We start from the raw sequence: 24,119 nt of genomic DNA, 5'->3' as shown, positions 1-24,119 counted from the left end.
TCCCGGGGGGCTGCGACGGCGCGCTCCTCTGCCATACCCAGAGTCTAGTGCGGGGCCCTCAGACCGTCAGCAGAGACGTCAGCGGGAGGTCCCCGATGGCATCGCGGCCGGACAGGAAGGAGAGCTCGAGCAGGACCGAGACGCCGGCGACGACGCCACCACTCTTCTCGACCAGCTGCCGGGTCGCGCCGAGCGTGCCGCCGGTCGCCAGCACGTCGTCGACGAGCAGCACCCGCTCCCCCGGCTGGACGGCGTCGCGGTGGATCTCGAGGGTGGCCTCGCCGTACTCCAGCTGGTACGACACGGCGTACGTCGGACGGGGCAGCTTCCCGGCCTTGCGGACCGGCACGAACCCGACGCCGAGGTCGAGCGCGACCGGCGCGCCGAGGATGAACCCGCGCGACTCCATGCCGAGCACCTTCGTCACCGCCGGCCGGCCGGCCCCGTCACGCCCGGCGGCGGAGAGGGCGTCCACGACCTGGGTGAAGCCGTCGTGGTCGGCCAGCAGCGGCGTGATGTCCTTGAACATCACCCCGGGCTCTGGGAAGTCGGGGACGTCGGCGACGAGTCGCGCGAGGACCTCCTCGAGCGACGACCCCGGGCTCGGCACTGTCGTCACCTGGGTCACTTGCCCCGCTTGGACCGCGGCTTGCGGCTGGGCTGGGGACGACCTGACGCGCCGCTCTCGCGCACGGGACGGTGCTGGGAAGGGGCGGTCCGACCGCGACCCATCGGGTCGGAGCGCGGGCGGGAGGCGGTCCGCGAGCCGGCGGGCTCGTCGACGTCGGCCTCGTCGGTCGGGCCGGGCTCGGCGTCGGCGAGCTCGGCCGGCTCGTCGGCGACCGGCAGGTCGTCGGTGAAGACGGGGACGTCGGCGTACTTGTCGGCCTGCTTGATCCGCGCTCGCGCACGGCGCTCGGCGTCGACGACCTCCTTCTCGCCCGACTTCAGGTGCACCAGCAGCGGCGTGGCGATGAAGATCGAGGAGTAGGTGCCGGCCGCCATGCCGATGAACAGCGCGAGAGCGATGTCCTTCAGCGTGCTCGTGCCGAGCTGGACGGCGCTGACGTAGAGGATCGCGATGACCGGGAGCAGGGCGACGATCGAGGTGTTGACCGAGCGGACCAGGGTCTGGTTCAGCGCCAGGTTGGCCGCCTCGGCGTACGACCGGCGGGTCGCTCGGAGGTTCTTGGTGTTCTCCCGGACCTTGTCGAAGACGACGACGGTGTCGTAGAGCGAGAACCCGAGGATCGTCAGGAAGCCGGTGACGGTCGCAGGAGTCACCTCGAACCCGCTCAGCGCATACACGCCGACCGTGATGACCACGTCGTGGGCGAGCGCGACGACGGCCGCGACCGACATCTTCCACTGTCTGAAGTAGCCCCAGATGAAGAGCACCACGAGGACCAGGAAGACGACCAGGCCGGTGGCGGCCTTGGTCGCCACCTGCTTGCCCCAGCTGGCGCCCACGCCGACGCGGCTGATGTCGTTGGCCTTGACGTCGGCCGTCTTCGTGATCGCCGACATGACCTTGTCGTCATCGGCGGAGTTCTCGTTGATCGTCTTGGTCTCGATGACCACCGAGTGGTCGCCGGCGGTCATGACCGTCGGCGTCTCGGCCTCGGGTACGCCGCTCGTGCCGACCGCGTCCCGCAGCTGGTCGGCGAGCTTCTGGCTCGCCTGACCGGAGATGGTGACGGTGTAGCGGGTGCCGCCCTTGAAGTCGATGCCGAGGTTGAGGCCCTTGACGCTGAGCCCGAGGACGACGACGACGATGATGACGGCCGAGATGGCGTACCAGAGCCACTTGCGGCCGACGAAGTTGATCGACTTCCGGCCGGTATAGAGGTCGCCGCCGAGGCGGGTGAGCTTGCTCATCAGGCCTTGCCTCCCGTCGCGACCCGGCCGATCCCGATCGCCTCCTTGTCGAGACCGGACAGCCTGTGGCCGCGGTTGAAGAACTTCATCCCGGACAGCAGCTTGACCGTCGGATGGGTGAAGAAGAAGAAGATGATCAGGTCGATCACCGTCGACAGGCCGAGCATGAACGCAAAGCCCTTCACCTCGTTGCTGGCGAAGATGTAGAGCGTGAGCGCCGCGAGGAAGGACACCGCGTCGGCCGCCAGACAGGTGTTGCGGGCCCGGGTCCATCCGGCGTCCACCGCGACCCGCATCGACTTCCCCTCGCGCATCTCGTCACGGATGCGCTCGAAGTAGACGATGAAGGAGTCGGCGGTGATGCCGACGGCCACGATCAGACCGGCGATGCCGGGCAGGTCGAGCGTGACGCCGGCGGTCTTGCTGAGCAGCAGCACCATGCCGTACGTCGCGAACCCCGCCACGATCAGCGAGCCCACGACCACGACGCCGAGGCCGCGGTAGTAGAGCAGGCAGAACACCATGACGAGCAGCAGCCCGACCGCGCCCGCCCAGAGACCGGCGGAGAGCTGGTTGCCGGCCAGCGACGGGCCCACGTTGCGGGTCTGGATGCCGTCCTGCGGGAAGTCGAGCGGCAGGGAGCCGTACTTCAGGTTGTTGGCGAGGCTCTTCGCCGTCGACTGGCTGAAGCCGCCGGTGATCTGGGCGCCACCACTGATCCGGCTGTCCGCGGTCGCCGCCGAGATGACCTTGCCGTCGAGGGTGATCGCGAACAGCTCCCCGGTGCCGGCGATGGCGCCGGTCGCGTCGGCGAAGGCCGAGCGGCCCTTGCTGTGGAAGTCCAGGGTCACGGCGTACGACGCGGCGTTCTGCGGGATGCCGTAGTCGGCGTCGCTGATCTCGGTGCCCTCGATGATCGCCGGCGTGAGGAGGTACTTGACCTGGCCCTTGTCGTCACAGGTGAGCAGCGGCTTGGTCGGGTCGTCCTCGACCGGCTTCGCGCCCGCCGCCGGGCAGGTGTAGTTGGAGAACTTCGTCTGCCACTGCGAGGGGACGCTGCGCATGAACGAGAGCGCGTCGTCGACCGAGACGACCGCGTCGTCGTCGCTCCCGGTCGAGGAGGCGTTGGGGGTCGGGCTGGCCGACGGGCTGCTCGAGCCGCTGGCCGACGGGCTCGCCGACGCGCTGCTGGAGGGAGTAGCCGACGGGGAGGAGCTGGACGCCGCCTTCGGCTTCTTGCCGAAGGCCACCGGCGCGCGGTTGGAGCCCGTCGAGGCGCCGGCGGACGGCGACGCGGAGCTCGACGGGCTCGCCGAGCCGCTCGCTCCGCCGTTCTGCAGCAGGTTGTCGAGCTGGCTCTGGCTGGAGGACGAGCTGGAGCACCCGGTGCTGCTGGAGCTGTCGCAGGCGACGAGCCGGAAGCGCAGCTTCGCGGTCTGGCGCACCCGGTCGGCGAGCTCACGCTGGATCGCGCCGGTGCCGGGGATGCTCACCTTGATGACGTCGCTGCCCTCGGTCGTGACCCGCGCGGAGGTGACGCCGGAGCCGTTGACGCGCTGGTCGATGATGTCGCGCGCCTCGTTGAGGCTGTCCTTGCTGACCGAGCCGCCCTGGGAGTTCTTGGCGGTCATCGCGATCTCGGTGCCGCCGCGCAGGTCGAGGCCCAGCTCGGGCTTCCAGGACCCGCCGATGGCCACGAGGGCGTAGATGATCGCGAGGACCAGGAAGAACACCGCGAGGGTGCGTCCCGGCCGCGCGGTCTTGCGGGGCGCCATGACTACCGGTTCTCTCCCTGCTTGTTGAGCCGCTCGAGGGTCTCCTCAGGGGTCTCCTCAGGGGTCTCCGCCGCGCTCTGCGCGTCGGGCTCGCCCGCGGCCGGCGCGCCCGCGACGCTCTCGTCCTCGGTCGGGTCGTCGGCGACGGCCTCGCTCTCGGCGGCGTCCTCGAGCGGGCTCTCCTTCGGCGTGACCTGGCCGATGGCGGCGCGGACGACCTTGAGGGTGACGCCATCGGCGACGTTGACGAGGACATGGTCGTCGGCGATCGCCTCGACGGTGCCGAAGATGCCGGAGGTCAGCATGACCTCGTCACCGGCGGCCAGGGCCGACTGCATCTCACGCACCTGCCGCTGCTTCTTCTGCTGGGGCCTGATGAGCAGGAACCAGAAGGCGATGATGATGACGAGGAACGGAAGAACGGTAGCCACGGGGAAAGATCTCCAGCCGATACGAGGAAAGGGGGCCGTCAGGGCGGCCGACGGGCAAGTGTAACCAGGGGATGAGAGCGCATCGCGAATCGGACCGACCGGGTCCGGTCACGACTCGGTCACGGTGGGTTGTCACCGACCACCGTACGACGGCCGCCCGTCGCGCGGGCTGTCTCAGTCGTCGAAGAGCGCCTCGTCGGTGAAGGCGCTGCCGGGCGGGGCCGTCAGTCCGAGGTGGCTCCAGGCCGCGGGGGTGGCGACCCGCCCCCTCGGCGTACGCGCGAGGAAGCCGTTGCGGACGAGGAACGGTTCGGCCACCTCCTCGACGGTCTCCCGCTCCTCGCCGACGGCGACCGCCAGCGTGGAGAGGCCGACCGGCCCGCCTCCGAAGCGGCGGCACAACACGTCGAGGACGGCACGGTCGAGCCGGTCGAGGCCGAGCGGGTCGACCTCGTAGAGGTCCAGCGCGGCCTGTGCGAGGTCGAGCGTGACGACCCCGTCGGCGTGGACCTGGGCGTAGTCGCGGACCCGCCTCAGCAGCCGGTTGGCGATGCGGGGTGTGCCGCGGGAGCGGGACGCGATCTCCACCGCCCCGGCGTCGGTGAGCTCGACGTCGAGCAGCCCGGCGGAGCGACGGACGATCAGCTCGAGCTCGCCCGGCTCGTAGAACTCCAGGTGGCCGGTGAACCCGAACCGGTCGCGCAGCGGACCCGGGAGCAGACCGGCGCGGGTGGTGGCCCCGACGAGGGTGAACGGCGGGATCTCGAGCGGGATCGCCGTCGCGCCCGGCCCCTTGCCGATGACGACGTCGACCCGGAAGTCCTCCATCGCCATGTAGAGCATCTCCTCGGCGGGCCGGGACATCCGGTGGATCTCGTCGACGAAGAGGACGTCGCCCTCGTTCATCCCCGAGAGGATCGCCGCGAGGTCGCCGGCGTGGGTGATGGCGGGGCCGCTGGTGAGCCGGAGCGGCGAGGCGAGCTCGGCGGCGATGATCATCGCGAGCGTGGTCTTGCCCAGCCCGGGCGGCCCAGAGAGCAGGACGTGGTCGGGCGCCCTCCCACGTCGCCGGGCCGCTTCGAGGACCAGGCCCAGCTGGGCACGGACACGGCCCTGACCGACGACCTCGTCGAGAGTGCGCGGGCGCAGCGCCTGCTCGACCGCGCGCTCGTCACCCTCGGCCTCCGCCGCGGTCAGCGAGCCCGGCTGGCCCGTGTGGGACGCGAGGTGGGCCTCCTCGGCGGCGGCCAGGTCGTCCTCGTGCACCTCGGTCACGCCTTCGACAGGGTACGGAGGGCTGCGCGCAGGAGCGTGCTGATGTCGGGCGCGTCGCCCACCTGCTCGCTGACGGCGTCGACGGCCTTGTCGGCGTCCTTGGCGGCGTAACCGAGGCCGACCAGCGCCTGGGCGACCTGGTCGCGCCACGGCTCGGCGGGCGCGGGCGCGGCGGAGACCCGCCCGCCGGTGGGTGCGCCGACCCGGTCCTTGAGCTCGAGGATGATCCGCTGCGCGCCCTTCTGGCCGATGCCGGGCACCTTGGTGAGGGTCTTGACGTCGTCGGCGGCGATGGCGGCACGGATCCCGTCCGGCGAGAGCACGGCGAGCATCGCCTGCGCCAGCTTCGGACCGACCCCCGACGCGGTCTGCACGAGCTCGAAGAGACTCTTCTCCTCCTCGTCGGCGAAGCCGAAGAGGGTGAGCGAGTCCTCCCGCACCACCATGCTGGTGGGCAGGTTGGCCTCGCTGCCGGTGCGGAGCCCGGCGAGGGTGCCAGGCGTGCACTGCAGCTCGAGGCCGACGCCGCCCACCTCGAGGACGGCACTGGACAGGGTCACCGCGGCGACCCGTCCGCGGACGAACGCGATCATCGGACCTCCGTCGGTCGAGCGTTCTGTGCTGGTCGAGCCTGTCGGGATCCCGCCTTGGCGAGCGCCGCGTCGATGCGGGACTGGGCGCTGCCGCGCCAGATGTGGGTGATGGCGAGCGCGAGGGCGTCGGCGGCGTCCGCCGGCCGCGGCGTCGCCGGCAGCCGGAGGATCCGCGTCACCATCGCGCCCACCTGCGCCTTGTCGGCCCGGCCGTTGCCGGAGACCGCCGCCTTCACCTCGCTCGGGGTGTGGAGCGCGACCGGCAGGCCGCGGCGGGCGGCGCACACCATCGCGAGGCCGCTCGCCTGGGCGGTGCCCATGATGGTGCTGACGTCGGAGCGCGCGAAGATCCGCTCGATCGCGACGGCGTCCGGCCGGTAGTCGTCCAGCCACGCGTCGACGCCCTTCTCGATGGTGACCAGCCGTTCGGGCACCGGGACCTGCGACGACGTACGCAGCACATTGACGTCGACGAGCGTCAGGGGCCGGCCGAGCTCGCCGTCGACCACCCCCATGCCGCAGCGGGTCAGGCCGGGATCGATCCCGAGCACGCGCACCAGGTGGCCTCGCTTTCCGACGCAGGTCGAACGTCTGTTCGCAGAGCAACGCTAACGGGTGGCACCGACACGTCGTCGTACGACACGCGGAGCCAGGCCCGGATGAGCGCCTTCATCACTGATGGCAGCTGCCGCGGTGCTCGACGTTGACGCAGGTGTCGTCGCCGCCCCCGGCGTGGTCGGTGTCCTCGCCCGGCCCGCCGTCGACATAGTCGCTGGAGCCGAAGCTCTCGACGTAGTCGTCGCCCCCGCCCATGACGGCGTGGAGCGCCCTGCCCTGGTCCTGGAGCCACTCGGCCTCGTCGGTGCCGCTGAACCGCAGCCGCGCGCCGAAGTCGAGGAAGTAGAACCGCTCGCCCCCGGAGAGGGTCGCCGTCGTCGACGTGCCGTCCACCGTGTGGGTGATGCTCCCGGCGGCGTTGTCGATGGCGTAGCTGCCCTGCGGGATCTTGCCGGCGTCGTCGCCCGCGCTCAGGTAGACGGTGTCGTAGCCGGCGCCGAGCGCGATCGCGGAGCCCTTCAGCCGCCCCGAGGACGGCCCGTAGTCGACGAACACGCTGTCGTCGCCCGCGCCGGTCGTGACCTGCAGCGGCTTGGTCTCGTACGCCGTGACGGTGTCCGCCCCGGTCCCGCTGTCGACAGTGTCGGCACCGGAGTAGGAGTACACCTCGTCGCTGCCCGCCCCGCCGTCGATGGTGTCGGAGTCCGCCGGTAGCTGGTAGTCGTCGCCGGAGAGCTGGTCGTTGCCGCCGTTGCCGACCACGGTGTCGTCCCCCTTGCCCGCCCAGAGCAGGTCGCGCCCCGCCGACCCGGTCAGCACGTCGTCGTACGACGAGCCGGTGACCTGCAGCTCCGGGTGCCAGGCGATCGTGTCGGCGCCCTGGCCGGTGGCGCTCCCCCGCACCGTGGTGGTCGCCCTGCTGAGGTCGATCCGGACGGTGCGGGTGGCGCCGGCGTACGAGACGGTGTCGGGACGGTACAGCTCGTCGTAGCGGCTGCGGTCCCAGCCGGTGTCGAGGTAGTCGTCGCCCCAGCCGCCGTCGAGGACGTCGCCCCTCTTCCAGTCGCCGCCGCGGTCCAGCCCGGTCGCGTCGGCGCCGCCGTAGAGCCGGTCGGCGCCGCCGTTGCCTGTCAGTGCGTCCGTCCCGTCGTCCCCGAAGAGCCGGTCAGCGCCGTCGCCGCCGACGAGGCGGTCGGCGCGGGCGCCGCCGTGGACCAGGTCGTCACCGGCACCGCCCCAGACGTGATCGCCGCCGTCGCCGCCACAGATCACGTCATCTCCGCCGCGGCCCTCGACCGTGTCGTTCCCACCGAGGGCGACGATCACGTCGCGGCCCGCGGTGCCCACGAGGTGGTCGGCCTTCGCGGTGCCCACGATCGTGGCCGGCTGGCCGGCGCAGGTCGGGCCGGCGGCGTACGCCGGAGAGGTGGCGAGGAGAGGCACGCCGAGCCCCGTGACCGCGGTGGCGAGGGCGACGGCCGTGTGTCGTAGGTGTGTCATGACGGATCCTTCTCGAAGCAACAGGACCTGCCTTGGACGCGCCTCCGGCCGCCGAGGTTGTCCTCGACGGCCGGAGATCAGGATCAGGGGGGGCTCAGGCGTTCTCGAGCTCGGCCATGACCTCGTCGGGGACGTCGACGTTGGTGAAGACGTTCTGGACGTCGTCGAGGTCGTCGACGGCGTCGACGAGCTTGAAGACCTTCCCCGCGGCGGCCGGGTCGGCGACCGGGATGTCCATCGACGCGACGAACTCGACGTCGGCGGAGTCGTAGTCGATGCCGGCGGCCTGCAGGGCGGTGCGTACGGCGACGACGTCGCTCGCCTCGGACACGATCTGGAACGACTCCTCGAGGTCGTTGACCTCCTCGGCGCCCGCGTCGAGGGTGGCCTCGAGGACGTCGTCCTCGGTGACCTCCTTGCCCTCCTGGCTCTTGGGAACGACCACGACGCCCTTGCGGTTGAAGAGCCGCGACACCGACCCCGGGTCGGCCATGGTGCCGCCGTTACGGGTGACGGCGGTCCGGACCTCCATGGCGGCGCGGTTGCGGTTGTCGGTGAGGCACTCGACGAGGAGCGCGACGCCCTGCGGGCCGTAGACCTCGTACATGATCGTGTCGTAGCTGACGCCGCCGCCGTCGAGGCCGCCGCCGCGCTTCACGGCCCGGTCGATGTTGTCGTTGGGGACGGACTGCTTCTTGGCCTTCTGGATGGCGTCGTAGAGCGTCGGGTTGCCGGCCGGGTCGGGGCCGCCCATCTTGGCCGCGATCTCGATGTTCTTGATGAGCTTCGCGAAGAGCTTCCCGCGCTTCGCGTCGATGACCGCCTTCTTGTGCTTGGTGGTCGCCCATTTCGAGTGGCCGCTCATGTTCCCCGTCCTGTGTAGCTCTGCGATCGGTCGTCCGGGACCGCCGCCCGCGGCGATCCGACACATTCTATCGAGGGCCTCCCCGGCGACGGTCTCCACGTGCGTCGTCCGGCTAGGGTGCGTTCGTGACCAGGGAGTCGCCGGAGCTGACCGCCACCGCCTCCGTCCCCTTCCGTACGCCGACGGTGGGGCTGTCACAGCGCCAGGTGGCCGAGCGCGCGGCCGCCGGCCGGACCAACGCCTCCGACGTCCGCACCAGCCGTCCGCTGGTCGACATCCTGCGGGCCAACGTCCTGACACCGTTCAACGGGCTCCTCGCGGTCCTCTTCGTCATCATCGCGATCACCGGCCGCTGGCAGAACGCGCTCTTCGGCTTCGTGGTGCTCGCCAACACGCTCATCGGCGTCGTCCAGGAGCTGCGCGCCAAGCGGACCCTCGACCGGCTGGCCATCCTCAACGCGCCGCGTGCCCGCGTCATCCGCGACGGGACCGGCGAGGAGCTCCCGGTGGAGGAGGTGGTCGCCGACGATCTCGTCCTGCTGCGCACCGGCGACCAGGTCCCGGCCGACGGCGAGCTGCTGGACTCCGGCGGGCTCGAGATCGACGAGTCGCTCCTCACCGGCGAGTCCGACCCGGTCGCGAAGGAGACCGGCGACCACGTCCGGTCGGGCTCGATCGTCGTCGCCGGCGAGGGGCGCTTCCAGGCGACCGGCGTCGGCGACGAGGCGTACGCCGCCCGGCTCGCGACGGAGGCCAGGCGCTTCACCGTGACCCACTCCGAGCTGGTCGCGGCCACCAACAAGATCCTGCGCTGGGTCGCGGTGATGATGCTGGTCGTCGGCCCGATCCTGCTGGTGAGCCAGTTCCACAGCAAGGACAACGACACCTGGCAGGACGCCGTCACCGGCGCCGTCGCCGCGCTGGTCGGGATGATCCCGGAGGGCCTGGTCCTGCTCACCAGCCTCGCCTTCATGCTCGGCACCCTGACGCTCGCCCGCCGGCAGACTCTCGTCCAGGAGCTGCCCGCTGTCGAGGGGCTCGCCCGGGTCGACGTCGTCTGCCTCGACAAGACCGGCACCCTCACCCGCGGCGACGTCGTGTTCGACCGGGTGGAGCCGCTCGGCAGCCCGCTCAACGACGTACGACAGGCGCTCGCGCTGCTGTCCACCACCGGCGACGCCAACGCGACGGCGAGGGCGATCGGCGAGGCGATGCCCGCGCCGACGTGGACGGCGGTAGACGCAGTGCCGTTCTCCTCCGCGCGCAAGTGGTCGGCGGCGGTGACCGGCGGCCGGGTCACCTGGGTCCTCGGGGCGCCCGAGATGGTCCTGCCGAGCCCCCAGCCCGGCCCGCAGCACCAGGCCCGGCAGGCCGCCGACGAGCTCGCCGAGCAGGGCAGCCGGGTCCTCCTCCTGGCCCGCGCCGACTCGCCGCCGGGGCGGGACGCCGACGGCGACGCCGCGCTGCCGTCGTACCTCCTGCCGGCGGCGCTCGTCGTCCTCGCCGAGCAGATCCGCGACGACGCGCCGGACACGATGAGGTACTTCACCGAGCAGGGGGTCGCCCTCAAGGTCATCTCCGGCGACAACCCGCGCACCGTCGGGGCCGTCGCTGCCGCGGTCGGCGTCCCCGGCGTGGCCGGCGCCGACGACGCGGTCGACGCCCGGACGCTCCCGGAGGACCCGGAGGCCCTCGCCGAGGTCCTCGACACCCACAGCGTCTTCGGCCGGGTCGCGCCCCACCAGAAGCGCGCCATCGTCGGCGCCCTCCAGCGCCGCGGCCACGTCGTCGCGATGACCGGCGACGGCGTCAACGACGCGCTCGCCCTCAAGGACGCCGACATCGGCGTCGCGATGGGCAACGGGGCGCCGGCGACCCGCGCCGTCGCGCAGCTGGTGCTGCTCGACGGGCAGTTCGCCCACCTCCCGGACGTCGTCGCCGAGGGCCGCCGCGTCATCGCCAACATCGAGCGCGCCGCCTGTCTCTTCCTGGTCAAGAACGCCTATTCGCTGCTGCTCGCAGTCATCTCCGCGGTGACCTTCACGGCGTACCCGCTAGCACCCATCCAGCTCTCCCTCATCTCGAGCGTCACCATCGGCGTACCCGGCTTCTTCCTCGCCCTCGGCCCCAACCGGCGTCGCTACGTCCCCGGCTTCCTGCGGCGGGTGCTCCGGTTCGCCGTCCCGGTCGGGATCGTCGTCGGGGTGTGCGCGTACGCCGGCTACCTCCTGGCGCGGGTCGTGGAGGGCTCCGGCGTCGACGGAGGGCGTACGACGGCGACGCTGGTCGCCCTCGTGGTCGGACTGTGGGTCGTGCTGGTGCAGGCCCGGCCGATCGCGGGCTGGAAGCTCGGCCTCGTCGCGGCGCTCGGGGCCGTCGTGGCCCTCATCGTGCTCGTGCCGCCGCTGCACACGGTCTTCCTGTTCGACTTCACCCCGTGGCGGATCGCCGTCGCGCTCATCGTGGGCGCGGTGGGCTCCTTCCTCGTGGAGATCACGCACCGCGCGGCGGCGGTCCTCACCGCGCCACGGTCGCAGGTCTAGAGGCGCCGGCGGCGGCTGTTCGTCAAGGGATGCAGCCGAGCGGTCACTCCCCCGGCGGAGCTCCGCGTGGGAAGTCGCCGTCCGGCTGCATCCCTTGACGGGCATCCACCCAGGTCCGATGGGCCGTTCGGCGTTCACAGGTCCGTGCCGCGCCGGCGCCATCCACAGAGGCGGTGACAGAACCAGCGGCCGCGAGGCGCTTCGTACGACGGTGGCCGCATGGATGCCCTGCAGATCATGGCCGAACAACGCGGCTTCTTCACCAGGCCCGACGCGAAGGCGGTTGGGTACGCCGACCGGCAGATCACCCAGATGGTTCGACGCCGCCTCTGGGTGCGGATCAGGCGCGGCGCCTACGCCTTCGCGACGACGTGGGCGGCACTGGACCCAGTCGGCCGACATCGGGTGCGCTCGAGCGCGGTGCTGCACTCGCTTGGGCCGGCGGTGGCGCTCAGCCATGTCTCCGGCGTCGTCCGGCACGGCATCGACGTCTGGAACCTCCCGCTCGACCGGGTCCACGTCACCCGGCTCGACGGCGGTCCGGGGCGTATCGAAGGCGACGTCGTCCATCACGAGGGCTTCTGGACCGACGACGAGGTCGTCCAGGTCGCCGGCGAGCGGGTCCTGGTGCCGGAGAGATGCGTGCTCGAGGCCGCCTCACGCGCAGATGCCGAGGCCGCGTGGTGTCTCCTCGACTCCGGGCTGCGATCGAGGACGTTCGACCGGGCATCCCTCGAGGCGAAGTACGACCAGCTGGAGCACTGGCCCTTCATGCATCGCGTGGCCGCGCTCGTCCCCCTCGCCGACGGCCGATCGGGCTCGGTCGGGGAGACTCGTGGTCGCCACCTCTTTCGCATGCAGGGGATTCCCGACCCCGTCCTCCAGTTCGAGGTCCGGCGACGTGACGGCTCGATAGCCGGCCTCGCGGACTGGGGATGGCCGCGTCTGGGCGGACTCGGAGAGTTCGACGGCCACATCAAGTACGGCCGACTCCTCAAGCCCGGGCAGCAGCCGGGCGACGTCGTGTTCGAGGAGAAGCGGCGCGAGGACGAGATACGCGAGCTCACGAGCTACTCCATGGTCCGCCTGATCTGGGACGACTACGACCGTCCACGGCAGACCGCCGAGCGCGTACGACGGGCCCTGCGGCTGGTGAGCTGAGCCGGCGGCCCGGCGCTGCCTGTTCGTCTAGGTATGCAGCCGAACGATCACTCCCCCGGCGGAACTCCGCACGAGGAGTGACCACTTTCCTGCATACCTAGACGAACGGGCGAGCCCGCTACGCGCCGCGGACCAGGTCGACGAAGAGCCCGTGGACCCGGTCGTCCCCCGAGACCTCGGGGTGGAACGACGTGGCGAGCAGCGGCCCCCGCCGCACTGCGACCGGGTGGCCGGCGGCCGTCGCGAGCACCTCGACGCCGGGCCCGACCTCCTCGACCCACGGAGCACGGATGAAGACCGCGTGCACAGCCTCGGCGAGGCCGTCGACCGCGAGGTCGTCCTCGAACGAGTCGACCTGCCGCCCGAAGGCGTTGCGCCGCACGGTCACATCCAGACCGCCGATCGTCTCCTGTCCGGCCACCCCGTCGACGATCCGGTCCGCCAGCAGGATCATCCCCGCGCACGTCCCGAACGCCGGCATCCCCTCCTTCACCCGCGACCGCAGCGGCTCGAGGAGGTCGAAGGTCCGGGCCAGCCGCCCGATCGTGGTCGACTCGCCGCCCGGGATCACCAGGGCGTCGCACGCGTCCAGCTCCGTGGGCCGGCGTACGGCCGGCGCGCTCACCCCCAGCCGGGTCAGCGTCGCGACGTGCTCGCGCACGTCGCCCTGGAGCGCGAGGACACCGATGGTCAGAGGCACGCAGGGATCGTAGTCGGGCAGCGGTCAGGAGACGCACTTGCCGAGCACGTCGAGCCCGGCGAGGCTCGTGATGCTGACCTTCGCCGTGTTCGAGGGCGCCGAGGCCCAGCCACGAGCCAGGGTCGCCACCGTGATGCTGTAGGTCGCTACGACCGACAGAAGCGTGGACGTCGGCTGCCAGCTCGTCGTGGTGACGTCCTGAGAGCCGCTCACGCCTGTCGACACACCCGACGGGACATAGCTCACGCGATAGCCGTCCACCGGCACACCGGCGGACGGCGCAGACCACGAGATGGTCGGTGTGCCCAGCAGAGCGCCGTCCGTGCACGTGATCGAGACCGTCGGCAGCGTCGGCGCCGTGACCGTCCCCGTCGTGGCGGTGGAGGTGTCGACGTACGCCGCCAGCGACCCGCGCGCCGGAAGCAGGAGCACCACGGCGACCACGGCCGCGACCAGCCAGCGGGTCGGCCTCACGACGTGACCTGGGTGGCGGTGAAGCCCAGCGACAGGGTGGCGCTCCGGCCCTGGTTGTCGCTCGACGCGTCCGTCGCCATCTGGACGAGCAGACAGAGCTGCGTCGAGGTGCCGTGCGCGATCCGAGGACCGGCGAGGATCTGCGTCGGGGCGGCCGCGACGACCGTCGTCTGCACGGCGACGCCGCAGCTCTGCTGGACCGGGTACGCCGTGTCCGAGGTGTCGGGCGTGCCCACCACGAGCTGCACCCTGAGCGGGTCACCCACGAAGCCCCAGGTCGACCCGTGGGCGGCGGTGACCGAGACGGTGAAGTCGGCGTCGCCGACGTTCTTCACCGTGACCGGGAACGCGTACGCCTCCGACGGCGTCAGGGCGGACACCGTGATCGACGCCGCCGAGTACGCCGTCCCCGGTCCCGCGGCACCTGGGTCGGTGTCACCGGTGGCGAGCTGCAGGTCCATCGAGCCGCTGGCGATGCTGCCGGTGGTGACCGCGCTGGTGTCGTTCCAGAGCGCGAAGCTGCCCTGGGAGGAGAGACCGAGGACGAGGACGAGCGCGGCCCCGAGCAGGGCCACCACGGCCCGCAGCGGCGGCCTCCGTCCGGCGTGTCGTACGGCGCGTCGCCCCTGGTCAGCCACGAGGTGGCCCTGCCTCGACGGGTCGGCGGGACCGTGGGCGCCGCTCCCGCAGCGTCCCGGCGAACATCGCGAGGGCGTAGACGACCAGCCCGCCCGCCACGACGTAGACGGCGGTCTGCCGCTGCTCGCCGGTGAGCACCTCGCTGACGTAGCCGACGTACGGCACGGAGTACCACCGCGTGCCCTTGACCTGTACCGGCCGGACCCACGCCTCATCGGGCGTGGGGTTGGCGTCGCCCTGGGTCCGGAAGACCGGTCGGCCGTGGCCGTCGAGGCCCTGCGCCACGACTCGATGGGTGACCACCTCCGGCTCGCCGGAGCGGAGCTGATAGGTGACGACGTCGCCCACCGCGATGTCCGGGGCGTCGGCCGGGCGTACGACGACCAGCGTCCCGGGCGGCATCCCGGGGCGCATGGAGCCGGTGAGGATGGTGTACGGCGTCGCGCCAGTCACCCGCGGGATCAGGACCGCGACCGCGAGGACCGCGGCGATCACGAGGATCAGCGCCCAGACGACGGCGCGCCAGGCCCACCCGAGAGCAGCGCGCATGGAGGTCAGCTGTGGTTCTGCGACGCGGTGACGGTGATGCTGTCGAGCGTCGCGGAGAGGCCCTGGCTGTTGTTGCTCGACGCCGCGTCGAAGGGCACGGACACCACGACCGAGAGCCTGTGGCCGTCCTGATCCTTCGTGAACGTCGCCAGGTCGCCACCGTCCGTCGTGTCGCGCACCGCGACCGTCGGGTGCAGGTCGGCGACGAGGGCCGGGCCCGAGCCGTCGGCGAAGGTCGGCGTCGAAGCCGAGATGGTGCCGGAGAGGTGCTTGCCGGTCACGGTCAGCGTGTACGTGCAGGTCTTGCTCAGCACGTCGCCCGGGACGACCTTGTCGGTCGCGGCGTACGCCGTGCCGTCGGCGAAGGTCCAGCCGGTGCACGGCGCGTCCGCGTCGGCGGGTTCGAGCTTCAACGTGCCGGCGTCGATCCCGGTACCGGTGACGGTGTCCCCGGACGTCCAGTACGCCAGCGAGCCGGCACCCCCGAGCAGAAGGACGGCTGCGGCACCGGCCGCGAGCACGCCCTTGGTCGACTTCTTCATCGTGCGTGTTCCCACCCGCCGGCGGGGTCGCCGCCGGCTCGATCTGTGCACGGCGCAGCCGTGCCGCCCGGCGGTCGCCGGGACGGGGAACAGCAGACACCCCGGCGTACGCCTGTGTCCGTGGAACTGGTCTGAACCACCCGAACGGCACCGCTGGGTAGCCGGACCGGGCTATCCGACGTCTGTCAGAGGTGGTCCAGACAGGTCAGGTGCGCGGTCGCCGCGCCGTCACCAGCCGCGCTCGGCGAGCCGGTGCGGCTGCGGGATCTCCTCGACGTTGATGCCGACCATCGCCTCGCCGATCCCGCGGGACACCTTCGCGACGACGTCGGGGTCGTCGTAGAACGTGGTCGCCTTGACGATCGCCTCGGCGCGCTGGGCTGGGTTGCCGGACTTGAAGATGCCCGAGCCGACGAAGACGCCCTCGGCGCCGAGCTGCATCATCATCGCGGCGTCGGCGGGGGTGGCGATGCCTCCGGCGGTGAAGAGCACGACGGGCAGGTTGCCGGTCGAGGCGACCTCCTTGACGAGGTCGTACGGCGCCTGCAGCTCCTTCGCGGCTACGTAGAGCTCGTCGGCGGAGAGCGACCCGAGCCGGCGGATCTCCTTGCGGATGGTGCGCATGTGGGTCACCGCGTTGGAGACGTCGCCGGTCCCGGCCTCGCCCTTCGAGCGGATCATCGCCGCACCCTCGGTGATGCGCCGCAGCGCCTCGCCCAGGTTGGTCGCACCGCACACGAACGGCACCGTGAAGGCCCACTTGTCGATGTGGTTGTCGTAGTCGGCGGGGGTGAGCACCTCGGACTCGTCGACATAGTCCACCCCGAGCGACTGGAGCACCTGCGCCTCGACGAAGTGGCCGATCCGGGCCTTCGCCATGACCGGGATCGAGACGGCCGCGACGATGCCGTCGATCATGTCCGGGTCGCTCATCCGGGAGACGCCGCCCTGGGCGCGGATGTCGGCCGGGACCCGCTCGAGCGCCATCACCGCGACGGCGCCGGAGTCCTCGGCGATCTTGGCCTGGTCGGGGGTGACGACGTCCATGATGACGCCGCCCTTGAGCATCTCGGCCATGCCCCGCTTCACGGGGGTGGTGCCGGTGTGCTGCTCGTGGATGCTTCCTGCCATGCGGGAATCGTAGGCCCACGATGGTTGTACGCCGACGGCGGCCGCCTCCCGTGGACGGACGGCTACCCGGCGCGCTCGCCGGTGAGCGCCTCGCAGACGTCCGCCACGGCCGTCGGGGCACCCGCCACCGACCACAGGACGCCCGCCGCCGACACCTGCCGGGCCGCGCCTCCGGCACCCAGGACGAGGCCCCAGCCGGGCAGCCGGTCCCACGCCGGGACGCTGTGCTGGCACCACACGTCGAGCTGGCCCTGGGCGACGGCGGTGAGGTCCATGGAGCCCGAGCCGAGCATGCGCAGGGTCGCGGCGTGCGACGCCACCCGCACGAAGGTCTCCCCCACCTCCCCGGTGTAGAACGGCGGGTGCAGGTAGGTCGTGAGGCAGGACTCTTCGAGCCGCCGGTCGCCGGCCGGCTCGAGGGGCTCGCCGTTGCGGGTGGTGGGTGCGCCGGGGCCGCCGACGTACAGCACGTCGTCGTGGGGGTGGTAGACCGCGCCGAGCAGCACCTCGCCGTCGTCGGGCGTGCCGTCGACGAGGGCGATCGCCGTACACCACCAGGCGAGTCCGTGGACGAAGTTGTAGGTCCCGTCGACCGGGTCGATCACCCAGCTCCGCCCGCTGCGGCTCTCCCGGGAGGCGCCCTCCTCGCCGAGGACGCCGTCGTCGGGTCGCTCGGCCGCCAGCCGGGAGACGATCAGCTCCTCCGAGGCCCGGTCGGCCTCGGTGACGAGGTCGGAGACCGACGTCTTCCGCTCCGCGCTGACGCCCTCGCGGCGCATCCGGAGGGCCAGCCGGCCCGCCTCGCGGGCCAGCTCCCCGGCGAGGCGTACGTCGTCGGCCAGCGCCGTCACGCCGTCGCCTCCCGGGCCTCGGCGACGGCCTGCTTCCGCACGACCCAGATCCGCTGGCCGACGGTGATCGTCGACGCGACGGCGAGGGCCCACAGCGTGATGTAGATGAGCAGGTCGAGGTCGAAGATGCCGGCGAACCCGGTCATCACGAGGATCGAGACGAGCCGGTCGGAGCGCTCGGCGATGCCGACCTTAGCCTGGAAGCCGAGCCCCTCGGCCCGCGCGCGGGCGTACGACGTCACCGACCCCATCACCAGGCAGACCAGCGATAGCCAGGTGTAGAGCGTGCTGTCGCCCGGCCCGGCGAAGTAGAGCGCGAGGCCACCGAAGACCGCGCCGTCGCCGATCCGGTCGAGGGTCGAGTCGAGGAAGGCGCCGAACTTGCTGGTCGTCCCGCTCAGCCGCGACATGTGGCCGTCGATGAGGTCGCTGAAGACGAAGCAGGTGATGAAGATCGTCCCTCCCAGCCGGTGGCCCTGCGGGTAGAACGCCAGCGCGCCCACGCAGACCCCGATGGTCCCGACGAGGGTCACGGCGTCGGCGCTCACGTGCAGCCTGATCAGCAGGTGGGCGATGGGCGAGATGACCTTCGTGAAGAAGGCGCGGAAACGTTCGAGCATGGCGGGCAGCAGCGTATCCGCCCGCCATGCGCCCACGGCTCAGGCAGTCCGCCTCAGGCCATCTCGGGGACCCTCAGGTGCGCCATCACCAGCTCGAACTCGGCCGCGTCGATCTCGTCGACGCCCGCCTCGCGGAGCCCCGCGTCCCGGATCGTCCAGGCCTGCTCGCGGCTCTGCTCCATCGCCTCGAGGCTGTCGAAGCTGACCGTCGAGCAGGCCCGGCCGGCCTCCTTGTTCGCCATCAGGCTGGCACTGCAGAACCCGGGCAGCTCGTCGAGCGCCGGCAGCACCGAGCTGCGGTAGACCTCGAGCGCGCGGGCCGCGTCGGCGTGGCCGGTCCGCAGCCAGGTCACCCGGCAGCAGGACCCCGCATGGGTCATGTGGTCGCGGTGCATCATCTCGACCTCCCACTCCTCCACGACCGGCTCGCCGCCCATCGCGCGGGCGAGCTCGTCGCGCATCGGGGTGATCCCGGCCATCGAGGACTCCATTTCCTCGGCCGTGCGCCACGACGTGGTGGAGATGGACATGCCCGAGTCGCGGTCGACCATCATCGAGAGCCCGATGCAGCCGTCCATGGCCGTGATGGCGTCGAACCGACCTTGCAGGTAGGCGATGCCGGCGTCGATGCTCGCCGGGTCGCCGGAGATGGTGGTGGAGCGAGCGAACACGGCGCTCTCCCTCCGTCCGGGGCAGCGCCCCAGCGGCGCCGCCGGTTGCGTCCACGTTCCTCCCGACGCACCGGGAGCGCAATAGTCCCCGCACGCCCTCGTACGTCGCTCAGCCGGCGAGCGCCTGCGGGTCCTCGAGCACCGGTGCGAAGGCGAGCTCGGCGGCGCCGATCAGGCTGGAGTCCTGCCCCAGCTCGGCCCCGCGGACCTCGACGTCCGCGGACGGCGAGAGCAGCGTCGAGCGGCGTACGGCGCGCTCGACCCGGTCCGACACCGACGGCCACAGCTGCGCCAGGCTGCCGCCGAGGACGATGACCTCGGGGTTGAAGACGTTGATGACCGCCCGCAGCCCGACGCCGAGCCACTGCGCGATCTCGTCGACCGCGTCGGCCGCGCGCCGCTCCCCCGCCCCGGCCGACGCGATCACCTCGGCGACCGCCTCGGGACCGCCGCCCGGCAGCCGGCCGGCGAGGGTGAGCAGGCGGTTCTCCCCGACCTTCATCTCCCAGCAGCCGACGGCACCGCAGCGGCACTCCTCCCCCTCGGTGTCGACCTGGAGGTGGCCGACCTCGCCGGCGTACCCGCCCGCGCCCTGCAGGAGGTGTCCGCCGACGATGAAGCCGCCGCCGATGCCGACGCTCGCGGAGAGGTACGCCGCGTGCGAGTGCCCGACGGCCGCGCCGCGCAGGTGCTCGGCCATGACGCCGAGGTTGGCGTCGTTGCCGGTGCTGACCTGGCAGCCGAGCCGCTTCTCCAGCAGCTCGGTGAACGGCTCGGACCGCCAGCCGAGGTTGGGCGCGAACTGCACCACACCGTCGCGGGTCCGGACGGTGCCCGGGACGGACACGCCGATCCCGAGGTACCGACGGGGCGGCGGCGCCGCCTCGAGGGTCTGCTCGATCATCTGCGCGATCGTCTCGACGACATGGTTGACGTCGTGCTCGCCGCGCTGGTGACGGCGTACGCGCCGGTCGAGGACGACGCCGCCGAGCCCGACCACGGCCACCTCGACCCGGTCGACCCCGAGGTCGACCGCGACGACGGCGTTCTCCGGCCGGGGTACGACGAGGTGGGAGGGCCGGCCACGGCCGGCCCGCTCCGCGATCTGCTCCGCCACCAGGTCGAGCTTCATCAGCTCGCTGGTGAGCCCTCCCACGGTGCTCCGGTTGAGCCCCAGCAGCCGGGTCAGCTCGGCCCGGGTGATCGGCCCTCGGGTGTGGACCGCGTGGAGCACCGCGTGGAGGTTGGCTCGACGTAGCTCTTCGGTCCCCGTGCCGAGAGCCGGACCGGAGGCGGCCATCAGATTCTGCCGGTCGAACTCGCTCGTCTGCGGCTGAGCGCGTCGACGCTCGCGGCGATCAGCAGCACTAGACCCGTCACCATCCACACCGTGCCCTGGGGCTGGTTGAGCAGCGCCATGCCGTTGTCGATGACGGCGACGACGGTGCCGCCGATCAGCGCGTCCACGATCCGGCCCTTGCCGCCGAAGAGGCTGGTGCCGCCGATGACCGCGGCGCCCACGGCGTACAGCAGGGTCGTGGAGCCGCCCGTCGTCGGATTGACCGAGTTGGTGCGGCTGGCGATGAGCAGACCCGCGATCGCGGCGACGGTGGACGACACCACGAAGCAGCTCAGCCGGATCCGGGCGACGTTGATCCCGGCGCGGCGGGCGGCCTCGGCGTTGCCGCCGACGGCGTACACGTGCCGGCCCCAGGCGGTGCGGTTCAGTGCGAAGGTCAGCACGATCAGCAGCGCGACGATGACGAGCAGCGAGATCGGGACCCCCTTGAGGGAGACCACGTTGGGGTGCCGGCTGCGCTCCACCGAGAGGTAGCCGACCACCGCGAGCACGACGACCGCCACGACGCCCGCCTTGAGCGCCCACTGCAGCATCGGCTGGACGGTCAGCCCCTTCGCCCGCCGGGAGCGGTCGGAGAGATAGGTCGTGAGGGCGTACGCCGCGATGCCGAGGATCCCGAGCACCCAGCCCAGCCAGACGGCGAGGTTGCCGTTGTTGAGCTTGTTGACGAAGTCGTTCTGGAACGGGATGGTGCCGCCCTCGCCGATGATCGTCAGCAGCACGCCCTGCAGGCCGAGGAAGGCCGCCAGCGTGACGACGAAGGACGGGATCCCGAGCCGTGCGACGAGCAGGCCGACGACGGCGCCGATGACTGCCCCGGCCAGCAGGCAGCAGACCAGCGCCGGCACCAACGGCCAGCCGTGGCGGGTCATCACCAGGCCCAGGACCGCGGCGGCGGTGCCGCCGGTGAACCCGGCCGACAGGTCGATCTCGCCGAGGAGGAGGACGAACACCAGCCCCATCGCGAGCACCGTGACGCCCGCGGACTGGCCGATCAGGTTGGCGAAGTTGAACGCGTTGGTGAAGGTGTTGGGCCGCAGCGCCGAGAAGACGATCACCAGCACGACGAGGCCGAGGACAGCCGGGAGCGAGCCGACGTCGCCGCCGCGGAGCCGGGCGAGGTAGGCGGAGACGATCCCGCCGAACGTGCCCTCGTCGGGCTCGGGCGGCTCCGACGGGCTGGGAGCGGACTGCTTGTCGAGGACCGTGGTCACGCCGCACCTCCGTTGCGCTCCGGGATCTGCCCCGTGGTGATCGCCTCGACGACCCGCCCCGGATTCGTGTCAGCGGCCCGGATCTGGCCGACCATCTGGCCGAGGTAGAGCACGGCGATGTCGTCGGCCACCTCGAACACGTCGTTGAGGTTGTGGCTGATGAGTACGACGCCGAGGCCGCGATCAGCCAGCCGGCGTACGAGCTTGAGGACCTGCTCGGTCTGGGCGACGCCGAGCGCCGCGGTGGGCTCGTCGAGGATGACGAGCTTGGAGTTCCACAGCACCGCGCGGGCGATGGCGACGGTCTGCCGCTGGCCGCCGGAGAGGGCGGCCACGTGGGTGCGCACCGACTTGAGGGTCCGCACGGAGAGGCCGTCGAGGGTCTCCCGGGCGCGCTGCTCCATGGTGTCCTCGTCGATCATGCCCCGTTTGAGGACCTCGCGGCCGAGGAACATGTTGTGGACGACGTCGAGGTTGTCGCACAGCGCGAGGTCCTGGTAGACGACCTCGATGCCGAGCTCGTTCGCGTCCTTCGGGCCGTGCACCCGGACGGGGCGGCCCTCGAAGAGATACTCGCCGCCGTCGAAGGCGTGGATGCCGGCGATCCCCTTGATCAGGGTGCTCTTGCCGGCCCCGTTGTCCCCGACGAGGGCGGTGACCTCACCGGGCCGGACGGTGAGGTCGACGCCGCGTAGGACGTGGACGGCTCCGAAGCTCTTCTCGATGCCGCGCAGCTCCAGCAGCGGCGCGGTCGACGCGCTCGGGCCGGCGTGCTCGGGTGCTTGGACGGTCACGGTGGTGACTCCTCATGGTCGGCGCCCCGGGCGGGGCGCGGGTGGCGTACGGGATCGGGCGCGGGTGACGCGGGGCCCGCTGTGGTGCGGGCCCCGCGCTGCGGTCGCTGCCGCCCCTTACTTGCTGACGCCGTACTTCTTGCAGAGCGCGGCCACGGCGCCGGTGCAGATCTGCGACGCGTCGGCCTGCCCGTCGTTGACCGGGTCCTTCACCGTGTCCCTCGTGACCCAGACCGGGGTCGCGAGCACCGAGGGGACCTGCTTGTTGAGCTCGGTGTCCTCCACCGAGCCGGTGGCCAGGGACTTCGCCTTGGCGTCGTCGCCCTTGATCAGCGCGATCGCGAGGTCCGAGGCGGCCTTGGCCTCCAGGGTGGTGTTCTTGTAGACGGTGCCGCACTGGTAGCCCTGCAGGATGTTCTGCAGGCCCTCGGTGCTGGCGTCCTGGCCGGTGACCGGGATCTTGCCGGCGTTCTTCGTGGCCTTCAGCCGCGCGATGATGCCGGTCGCCATCGTGTCGTTCGCCGAGATCACGCCGTCGATGTTCCCGTTGTTCTGGGTGTACATCTGGTCGAAGACCTGGCCCGCCTTGGTGGCGTCCCACTCGCCCGACTGGTCGCCGACGAGCTTGTAGTCACCGGAGTCCAGCTTCGGCTTCAGCGCCTTCGCGTAGCCGGACTTGAACAGCGCGGCGTTGTTGTCGGTGGCCGCGCCGTCGACGTAGACGATGTTGGCCTTGGTCTTGCCCATGTCGGTCAGGCACTGCTGCAGGCCCTGGCCCATCAGCTCGCCCACCTTCACATTGTCGAACGACACGTAGTACGACGCGCCGCCCCCGAGCGTCAGCCGGTCGTAGTCGATGCTCTTCACGCCGGCGTCGGCGGCCTTCTTGAGGCACGCCGCACCCGACTGGGAGTCGAGGTTGACGATCATGATGACCGCCACGCCCTCGTTGATCATGCTGTCGCAGAGCTGGCCGAACTTGGCCGTGCTGCCCTGCGCGTTCTGGATGTCGGCCTTCAGGCCTGCGGCGTCGAACGCCTTCTGCAGGCTCGGCCGGTCCTGGCTCTCCCAGCGTGGCGAGGTCGTCGCGTCGGGGAGGATCACACCGACGTCGGCCTCGGAACCACCGCTGCCGCTGCTGCCGCTGCTGCTGCTCCCGCACGCAGCGAGCACTCCCGTCGCGAGCACCCCAACTGCCATCAGCGACGCAAAACGAGCACCCTTGCGCCTGTCCATACTCTCGACCTCCATTGCTCGAGGCTCCGTGTGACCGGTGCCACACGGATATGTTGCGGACGACAACATAGTGACGGCGATCACACCGCGCAAGGGGCGTTAGACCACTTCGGCGGAAGACCTGGGGCCAGGTCCCCGGTCTGGGGGACGGTCGAGGAGGGCGCCCTCAGCGCCAGGCGCCGGCGAGCAGCTCGCGGGTGTCCCGCAGGAGCTGGGGCAGGGTCTTCGTGCGGCCGATGATGGGCATGAAGTTCTGGTCGCCCACCCAGCGCGGCACGACGTGCTGGTGCAGGTGCGCGGCGATGCCCGCTCCCCCCGCCTCGCCCTGGTTCATGCCGATGTTGAAGCCCGCGGCGTGGGAGACGTCCTTGAGGACCCGGACGGCGGTCTTGGTGAGGAGCGCCATCTCCTCGGTCTCCTCGTCGGTGGTCTCGACGTACTCGGCGACGTGGCGGTACGGGCACACCATCACGTGGCCCGGCGCGTAGGGGTAGAGGTTGAGGACGACGTACGCCAGCTCGCCGCGGTGGACGATCAGGCCGGAGTCGTCGTCGAGCGTCGGCACCCGGCAGAACGGGCACTCCTGGGTGGAGGGGTCGGCCGGCTTGTTCTCGCCGCGGATGTAGGCCATCCGGTACGGCGTCCACAGCCGGTCCAGGGCGTCGGGCTCCCCCACGCCGTCCTGTCGCAGCACGCTCGCGTCCTCCGTCACGCGGGCCAGACTAGCCAGCGGTACGGCGGGCCGGGCGCGCCGGGCGC

25 protein-coding genes are annotated in these 24,119 nt (G+C 71.5%); 2 read left to right on the top strand and 23 right to left on the bottom strand.

The annotated features are described in order from the left end of the window. Positions 1–58: 58 nt before the first annotated feature. From ABLE53_RS23605 to ABLE53_RS23565, 9 genes are all read right to left on the bottom strand, one after another. Complete coding sequence (locus ABLE53_RS23605; protein ID WP_348861756.1) at positions 59–619, bottom strand: adenine phosphoribosyltransferase; 561 nt, start codon at positions 617–619, stop codon at positions 59–61. 5 nt (positions 620–624) lie between these two features. Further along, the gene (secF, locus tag ABLE53_RS23600) at positions 625–1,878 is read right to left on the bottom strand and encodes a protein translocase subunit SecF (protein ID WP_348861628.1); all 1,254 of its coding nucleotides are present in this window, start codon (positions 1,876–1,878) and stop codon (positions 625–627) included. Then, entirely contained in the window at positions 1,878–3,653 is a 1,776-nt protein-coding gene (gene secD, locus ABLE53_RS23595) for a protein translocase subunit SecD (RefSeq protein WP_348861627.1), read from the bottom strand. Before secD ends, secF begins: the two co-directional genes overlap by 1 nt. A gap of 2 nt (positions 3,654–3,655) precedes the next feature. Further along, positions 3,656–4,084, bottom strand: a complete 429-nt coding sequence (gene yajC / locus ABLE53_RS23590; RefSeq protein WP_348861626.1) for a preprotein translocase subunit YajC — start codon at positions 4,082–4,084, stop codon at positions 3,656–3,658. Between the two features lie 174 nt (positions 4,085–4,258). Continuing rightward, positions 4,259–5,350, bottom strand: coding sequence for a Holliday junction branch migration DNA helicase RuvB (gene ruvB / locus ABLE53_RS23585; protein ID WP_425474913.1), 1,092 nt, complete (start codon positions 5,348–5,350; stop codon positions 4,259–4,261). Positions 5,351–5,355: 5 nt separating this feature from the next. Then, on the bottom strand, positions 5,356–5,952 hold the full coding sequence (ruvA, locus tag ABLE53_RS23580) for a Holliday junction branch migration protein RuvA (protein WP_348861625.1): 597 nt from the start codon (positions 5,950–5,952) through the stop codon (positions 5,356–5,358). Further along, positions 5,949–6,509, bottom strand: coding sequence for a crossover junction endodeoxyribonuclease RuvC (gene ruvC / locus ABLE53_RS23575; protein WP_348861624.1), 561 nt, complete (start codon positions 6,507–6,509; stop codon positions 5,949–5,951). Before ruvC ends, ruvA begins: the two co-directional genes overlap by 4 nt. Before the next feature lie 115 nt (positions 6,510–6,624). Next, positions 6,625–8,010 (bottom strand): calcium-binding protein, encoded by a 1,386-nt coding sequence (locus ABLE53_RS23570; protein WP_348861623.1) that lies wholly within the window; start codon positions 8,008–8,010, stop codon positions 6,625–6,627. A gap of 94 nt (positions 8,011–8,104) precedes the next feature. Then, complete coding sequence (locus ABLE53_RS23565) at positions 8,105–8,875, bottom strand: YebC/PmpR family DNA-binding transcriptional regulator (RefSeq protein ID WP_348861622.1); 771 nt, start codon at positions 8,873–8,875, stop codon at positions 8,105–8,107. Positions 8,876–9,000: 125 nt separating this feature from the next. On the opposite strand from ABLE53_RS23565, the gene ABLE53_RS23560 reads away from it, so the two are divergent. Then, positions 9,001–11,418 (top strand): HAD-IC family P-type ATPase, encoded by a 2,418-nt coding sequence (locus ABLE53_RS23560; protein ID WP_348861621.1) that lies wholly within the window; start codon positions 9,001–9,003, stop codon positions 11,416–11,418. Positions 11,419–11,637: 219 nt separating this feature from the next. Beyond that, positions 11,638–12,579: a type IV toxin-antitoxin system AbiEi family antitoxin domain-containing protein gene (locus ABLE53_RS23555; protein ID WP_348861620.1), complete on the top strand. Its 942-nt coding sequence runs from the start codon at positions 11,638–11,640 to the stop codon at positions 12,577–12,579. Positions 12,580–12,697: 118 nt separating this feature from the next. Here the strand turns inward: ABLE53_RS23555 and pdxT are convergent, their stop codons facing one another. The 14 genes from pdxT to ABLE53_RS23485 form a co-directional block, all read right to left on the bottom strand. Next, positions 12,698–13,279, bottom strand: coding sequence for a pyridoxal 5'-phosphate synthase glutaminase subunit PdxT (gene pdxT / locus ABLE53_RS23550; protein WP_348861619.1), 582 nt, complete (start codon positions 13,277–13,279; stop codon positions 12,698–12,700). 24 nt (positions 13,280–13,303) lie between these two features. Then, positions 13,304–13,753: a fibronectin type III domain-containing protein gene (locus ABLE53_RS23545; RefSeq protein ID WP_348861618.1), complete on the bottom strand. Its 450-nt coding sequence runs from the start codon at positions 13,751–13,753 to the stop codon at positions 13,304–13,306. Beyond that, entirely contained in the window at positions 13,750–14,391 is a 642-nt protein-coding gene (locus ABLE53_RS23540; protein ID WP_348861617.1) for a SipW-dependent-type signal peptide-containing protein, read from the bottom strand. Before ABLE53_RS23540 ends, ABLE53_RS23545 begins: the two co-directional genes overlap by 4 nt. Next, positions 14,384–14,941, bottom strand: a complete 558-nt coding sequence (locus ABLE53_RS23535; RefSeq protein ID WP_348861616.1) for a signal peptidase I — start codon at positions 14,939–14,941, stop codon at positions 14,384–14,386. The genes ABLE53_RS23540 and ABLE53_RS23535 overlap by 8 nt, the downstream gene beginning before the upstream one ends. A gap of 5 nt (positions 14,942–14,946) precedes the next feature. After that, positions 14,947–15,483: an alternate-type signal peptide domain-containing protein gene (locus ABLE53_RS23530; protein ID WP_348861615.1), complete on the bottom strand. Its 537-nt coding sequence runs from the start codon at positions 15,481–15,483 to the stop codon at positions 14,947–14,949. A gap of 228 nt (positions 15,484–15,711) precedes the next feature. Continuing rightward, complete coding sequence (pdxS, locus tag ABLE53_RS23525; RefSeq protein WP_348861614.1) at positions 15,712–16,614, bottom strand: pyridoxal 5'-phosphate synthase lyase subunit PdxS; 903 nt, start codon at positions 16,612–16,614, stop codon at positions 15,712–15,714. Positions 16,615–16,676: 62 nt separating this feature from the next. Further along, positions 16,677–17,465, bottom strand: a complete 789-nt coding sequence (locus ABLE53_RS23520) for an inositol monophosphatase family protein (protein WP_348861613.1) — start codon at positions 17,463–17,465, stop codon at positions 16,677–16,679. Then, positions 17,462–18,085: a phosphatidylinositol phosphate synthase gene (gene pgsA, locus ABLE53_RS23515; RefSeq protein WP_348861612.1), complete on the bottom strand. Its 624-nt coding sequence runs from the start codon at positions 18,083–18,085 to the stop codon at positions 17,462–17,464. Before pgsA ends, ABLE53_RS23520 begins: the two co-directional genes overlap by 4 nt. A gap of 53 nt (positions 18,086–18,138) precedes the next feature. Continuing rightward, positions 18,139–18,756: a hypothetical protein gene (locus ABLE53_RS23510; RefSeq protein WP_348861611.1), complete on the bottom strand. Its 618-nt coding sequence runs from the start codon at positions 18,754–18,756 to the stop codon at positions 18,139–18,141. Positions 18,757–18,865: 109 nt separating this feature from the next. Beyond that, on the bottom strand, positions 18,866–19,990 hold the full coding sequence (locus ABLE53_RS23505) for an ROK family protein (RefSeq protein ID WP_348861610.1): 1,125 nt from the start codon (positions 19,988–19,990) through the stop codon (positions 18,866–18,868). Positions 19,991–20,055: 65 nt separating this feature from the next. Then, complete coding sequence (locus tag ABLE53_RS23500) at positions 20,056–21,330, bottom strand: sugar ABC transporter permease (RefSeq protein WP_348861609.1); 1,275 nt, start codon at positions 21,328–21,330, stop codon at positions 20,056–20,058. Further along, on the bottom strand, positions 21,327–22,124 hold the full coding sequence (locus ABLE53_RS23495; RefSeq protein ID WP_348861608.1) for an ATP-binding cassette domain-containing protein: 798 nt from the start codon (positions 22,122–22,124) through the stop codon (positions 21,327–21,329). The genes ABLE53_RS23500 and ABLE53_RS23495 overlap by 4 nt, the downstream gene beginning before the upstream one ends. A 117-nt stretch (positions 22,125–22,241) precedes the next feature. Beyond that, the gene (locus ABLE53_RS23490) at positions 22,242–23,375 is read right to left on the bottom strand and encodes a sugar ABC transporter substrate-binding protein (protein ID WP_348861607.1); all 1,134 of its coding nucleotides are present in this window, start codon (positions 23,373–23,375) and stop codon (positions 22,242–22,244) included. Between the two features lie 151 nt (positions 23,376–23,526). After that, on the bottom strand, positions 23,527–24,072 hold the full coding sequence (locus tag ABLE53_RS23485; protein ID WP_348861605.1) for an HIT family protein: 546 nt from the start codon (positions 24,070–24,072) through the stop codon (positions 23,527–23,529). Positions 24,073–24,119 lie beyond the last annotated feature (47 nt).

It is taken from the genome of Nocardioides asiaticus, from assembly GCF_040049175.1.
In the GTDB taxonomy this organism is placed as follows: domain Bacteria; phylum Actinomycetota; class Actinomycetes; order Propionibacteriales; family Nocardioidaceae; genus Nocardioides; species Nocardioides cheoyonin.
The sequence above is the reverse complement of the archived record's forward strand: the minus strand, read 5'-3'. Positions and strand labels throughout refer to the sequence as shown.

Bases quoted from the DNA above. Each gene is read 5' to 3' on its own strand.
- secF (WP_348861628.1), bottom strand. From the start codon at position 1,878: ATGAGCAAGCTCACCCGCCTCGGCGGCGACCTCTATACCGGCCGGAAG.
- secD (WP_348861627.1), bottom strand. From the start codon at position 3,653: ATGGCGCCCCGCAAGACCGCGCGGCCGGGACGCACCCTCGCGGTGTTC.
- ruvA (WP_348861625.1), bottom strand. From the start codon at position 5,952: ATGATCGCGTTCGTCCGCGGACGGGTCGCCGCGGTGACCCTGTCCAGT.
- ABLE53_RS23570 (WP_348861623.1), bottom strand. From the start codon at position 8,010: ATGACACACCTACGACACACGGCCGTCGCCCTCGCCACCGCGGTCACG.
- ABLE53_RS23565 (WP_348861622.1), bottom strand. From the start codon at position 8,875: ATGAGCGGCCACTCGAAATGGGCGACCACCAAGCACAAGAAGGCGGTC.
- ABLE53_RS23555 (WP_348861620.1), top strand. From the start codon at position 11,638: ATGGATGCCCTGCAGATCATGGCCGAACAACGCGGCTTCTTCACCAGG.
- ABLE53_RS23535 (WP_348861616.1), bottom strand. From the start codon at position 14,941: ATGCGCGCTGCTCTCGGGTGGGCCTGGCGCGCCGTCGTCTGGGCGCTG.
- ABLE53_RS23530 (WP_348861615.1), bottom strand. From the start codon at position 15,483: ATGAAGAAGTCGACCAAGGGCGTGCTCGCGGCCGGTGCCGCAGCCGTC.
- pdxS (WP_348861614.1), bottom strand. From the start codon at position 16,614: ATGGCAGGAAGCATCCACGAGCAGCACACCGGCACCACCCCCGTGAAG.
- pgsA (WP_348861612.1), bottom strand. From the start codon at position 18,085: ATGCTCGAACGTTTCCGCGCCTTCTTCACGAAGGTCATCTCGCCCATC.
- ABLE53_RS23490 (WP_348861607.1), bottom strand. From the start codon at position 23,375: ATGGAGGTCGAGAGTATGGACAGGCGCAAGGGTGCTCGTTTTGCGTCG.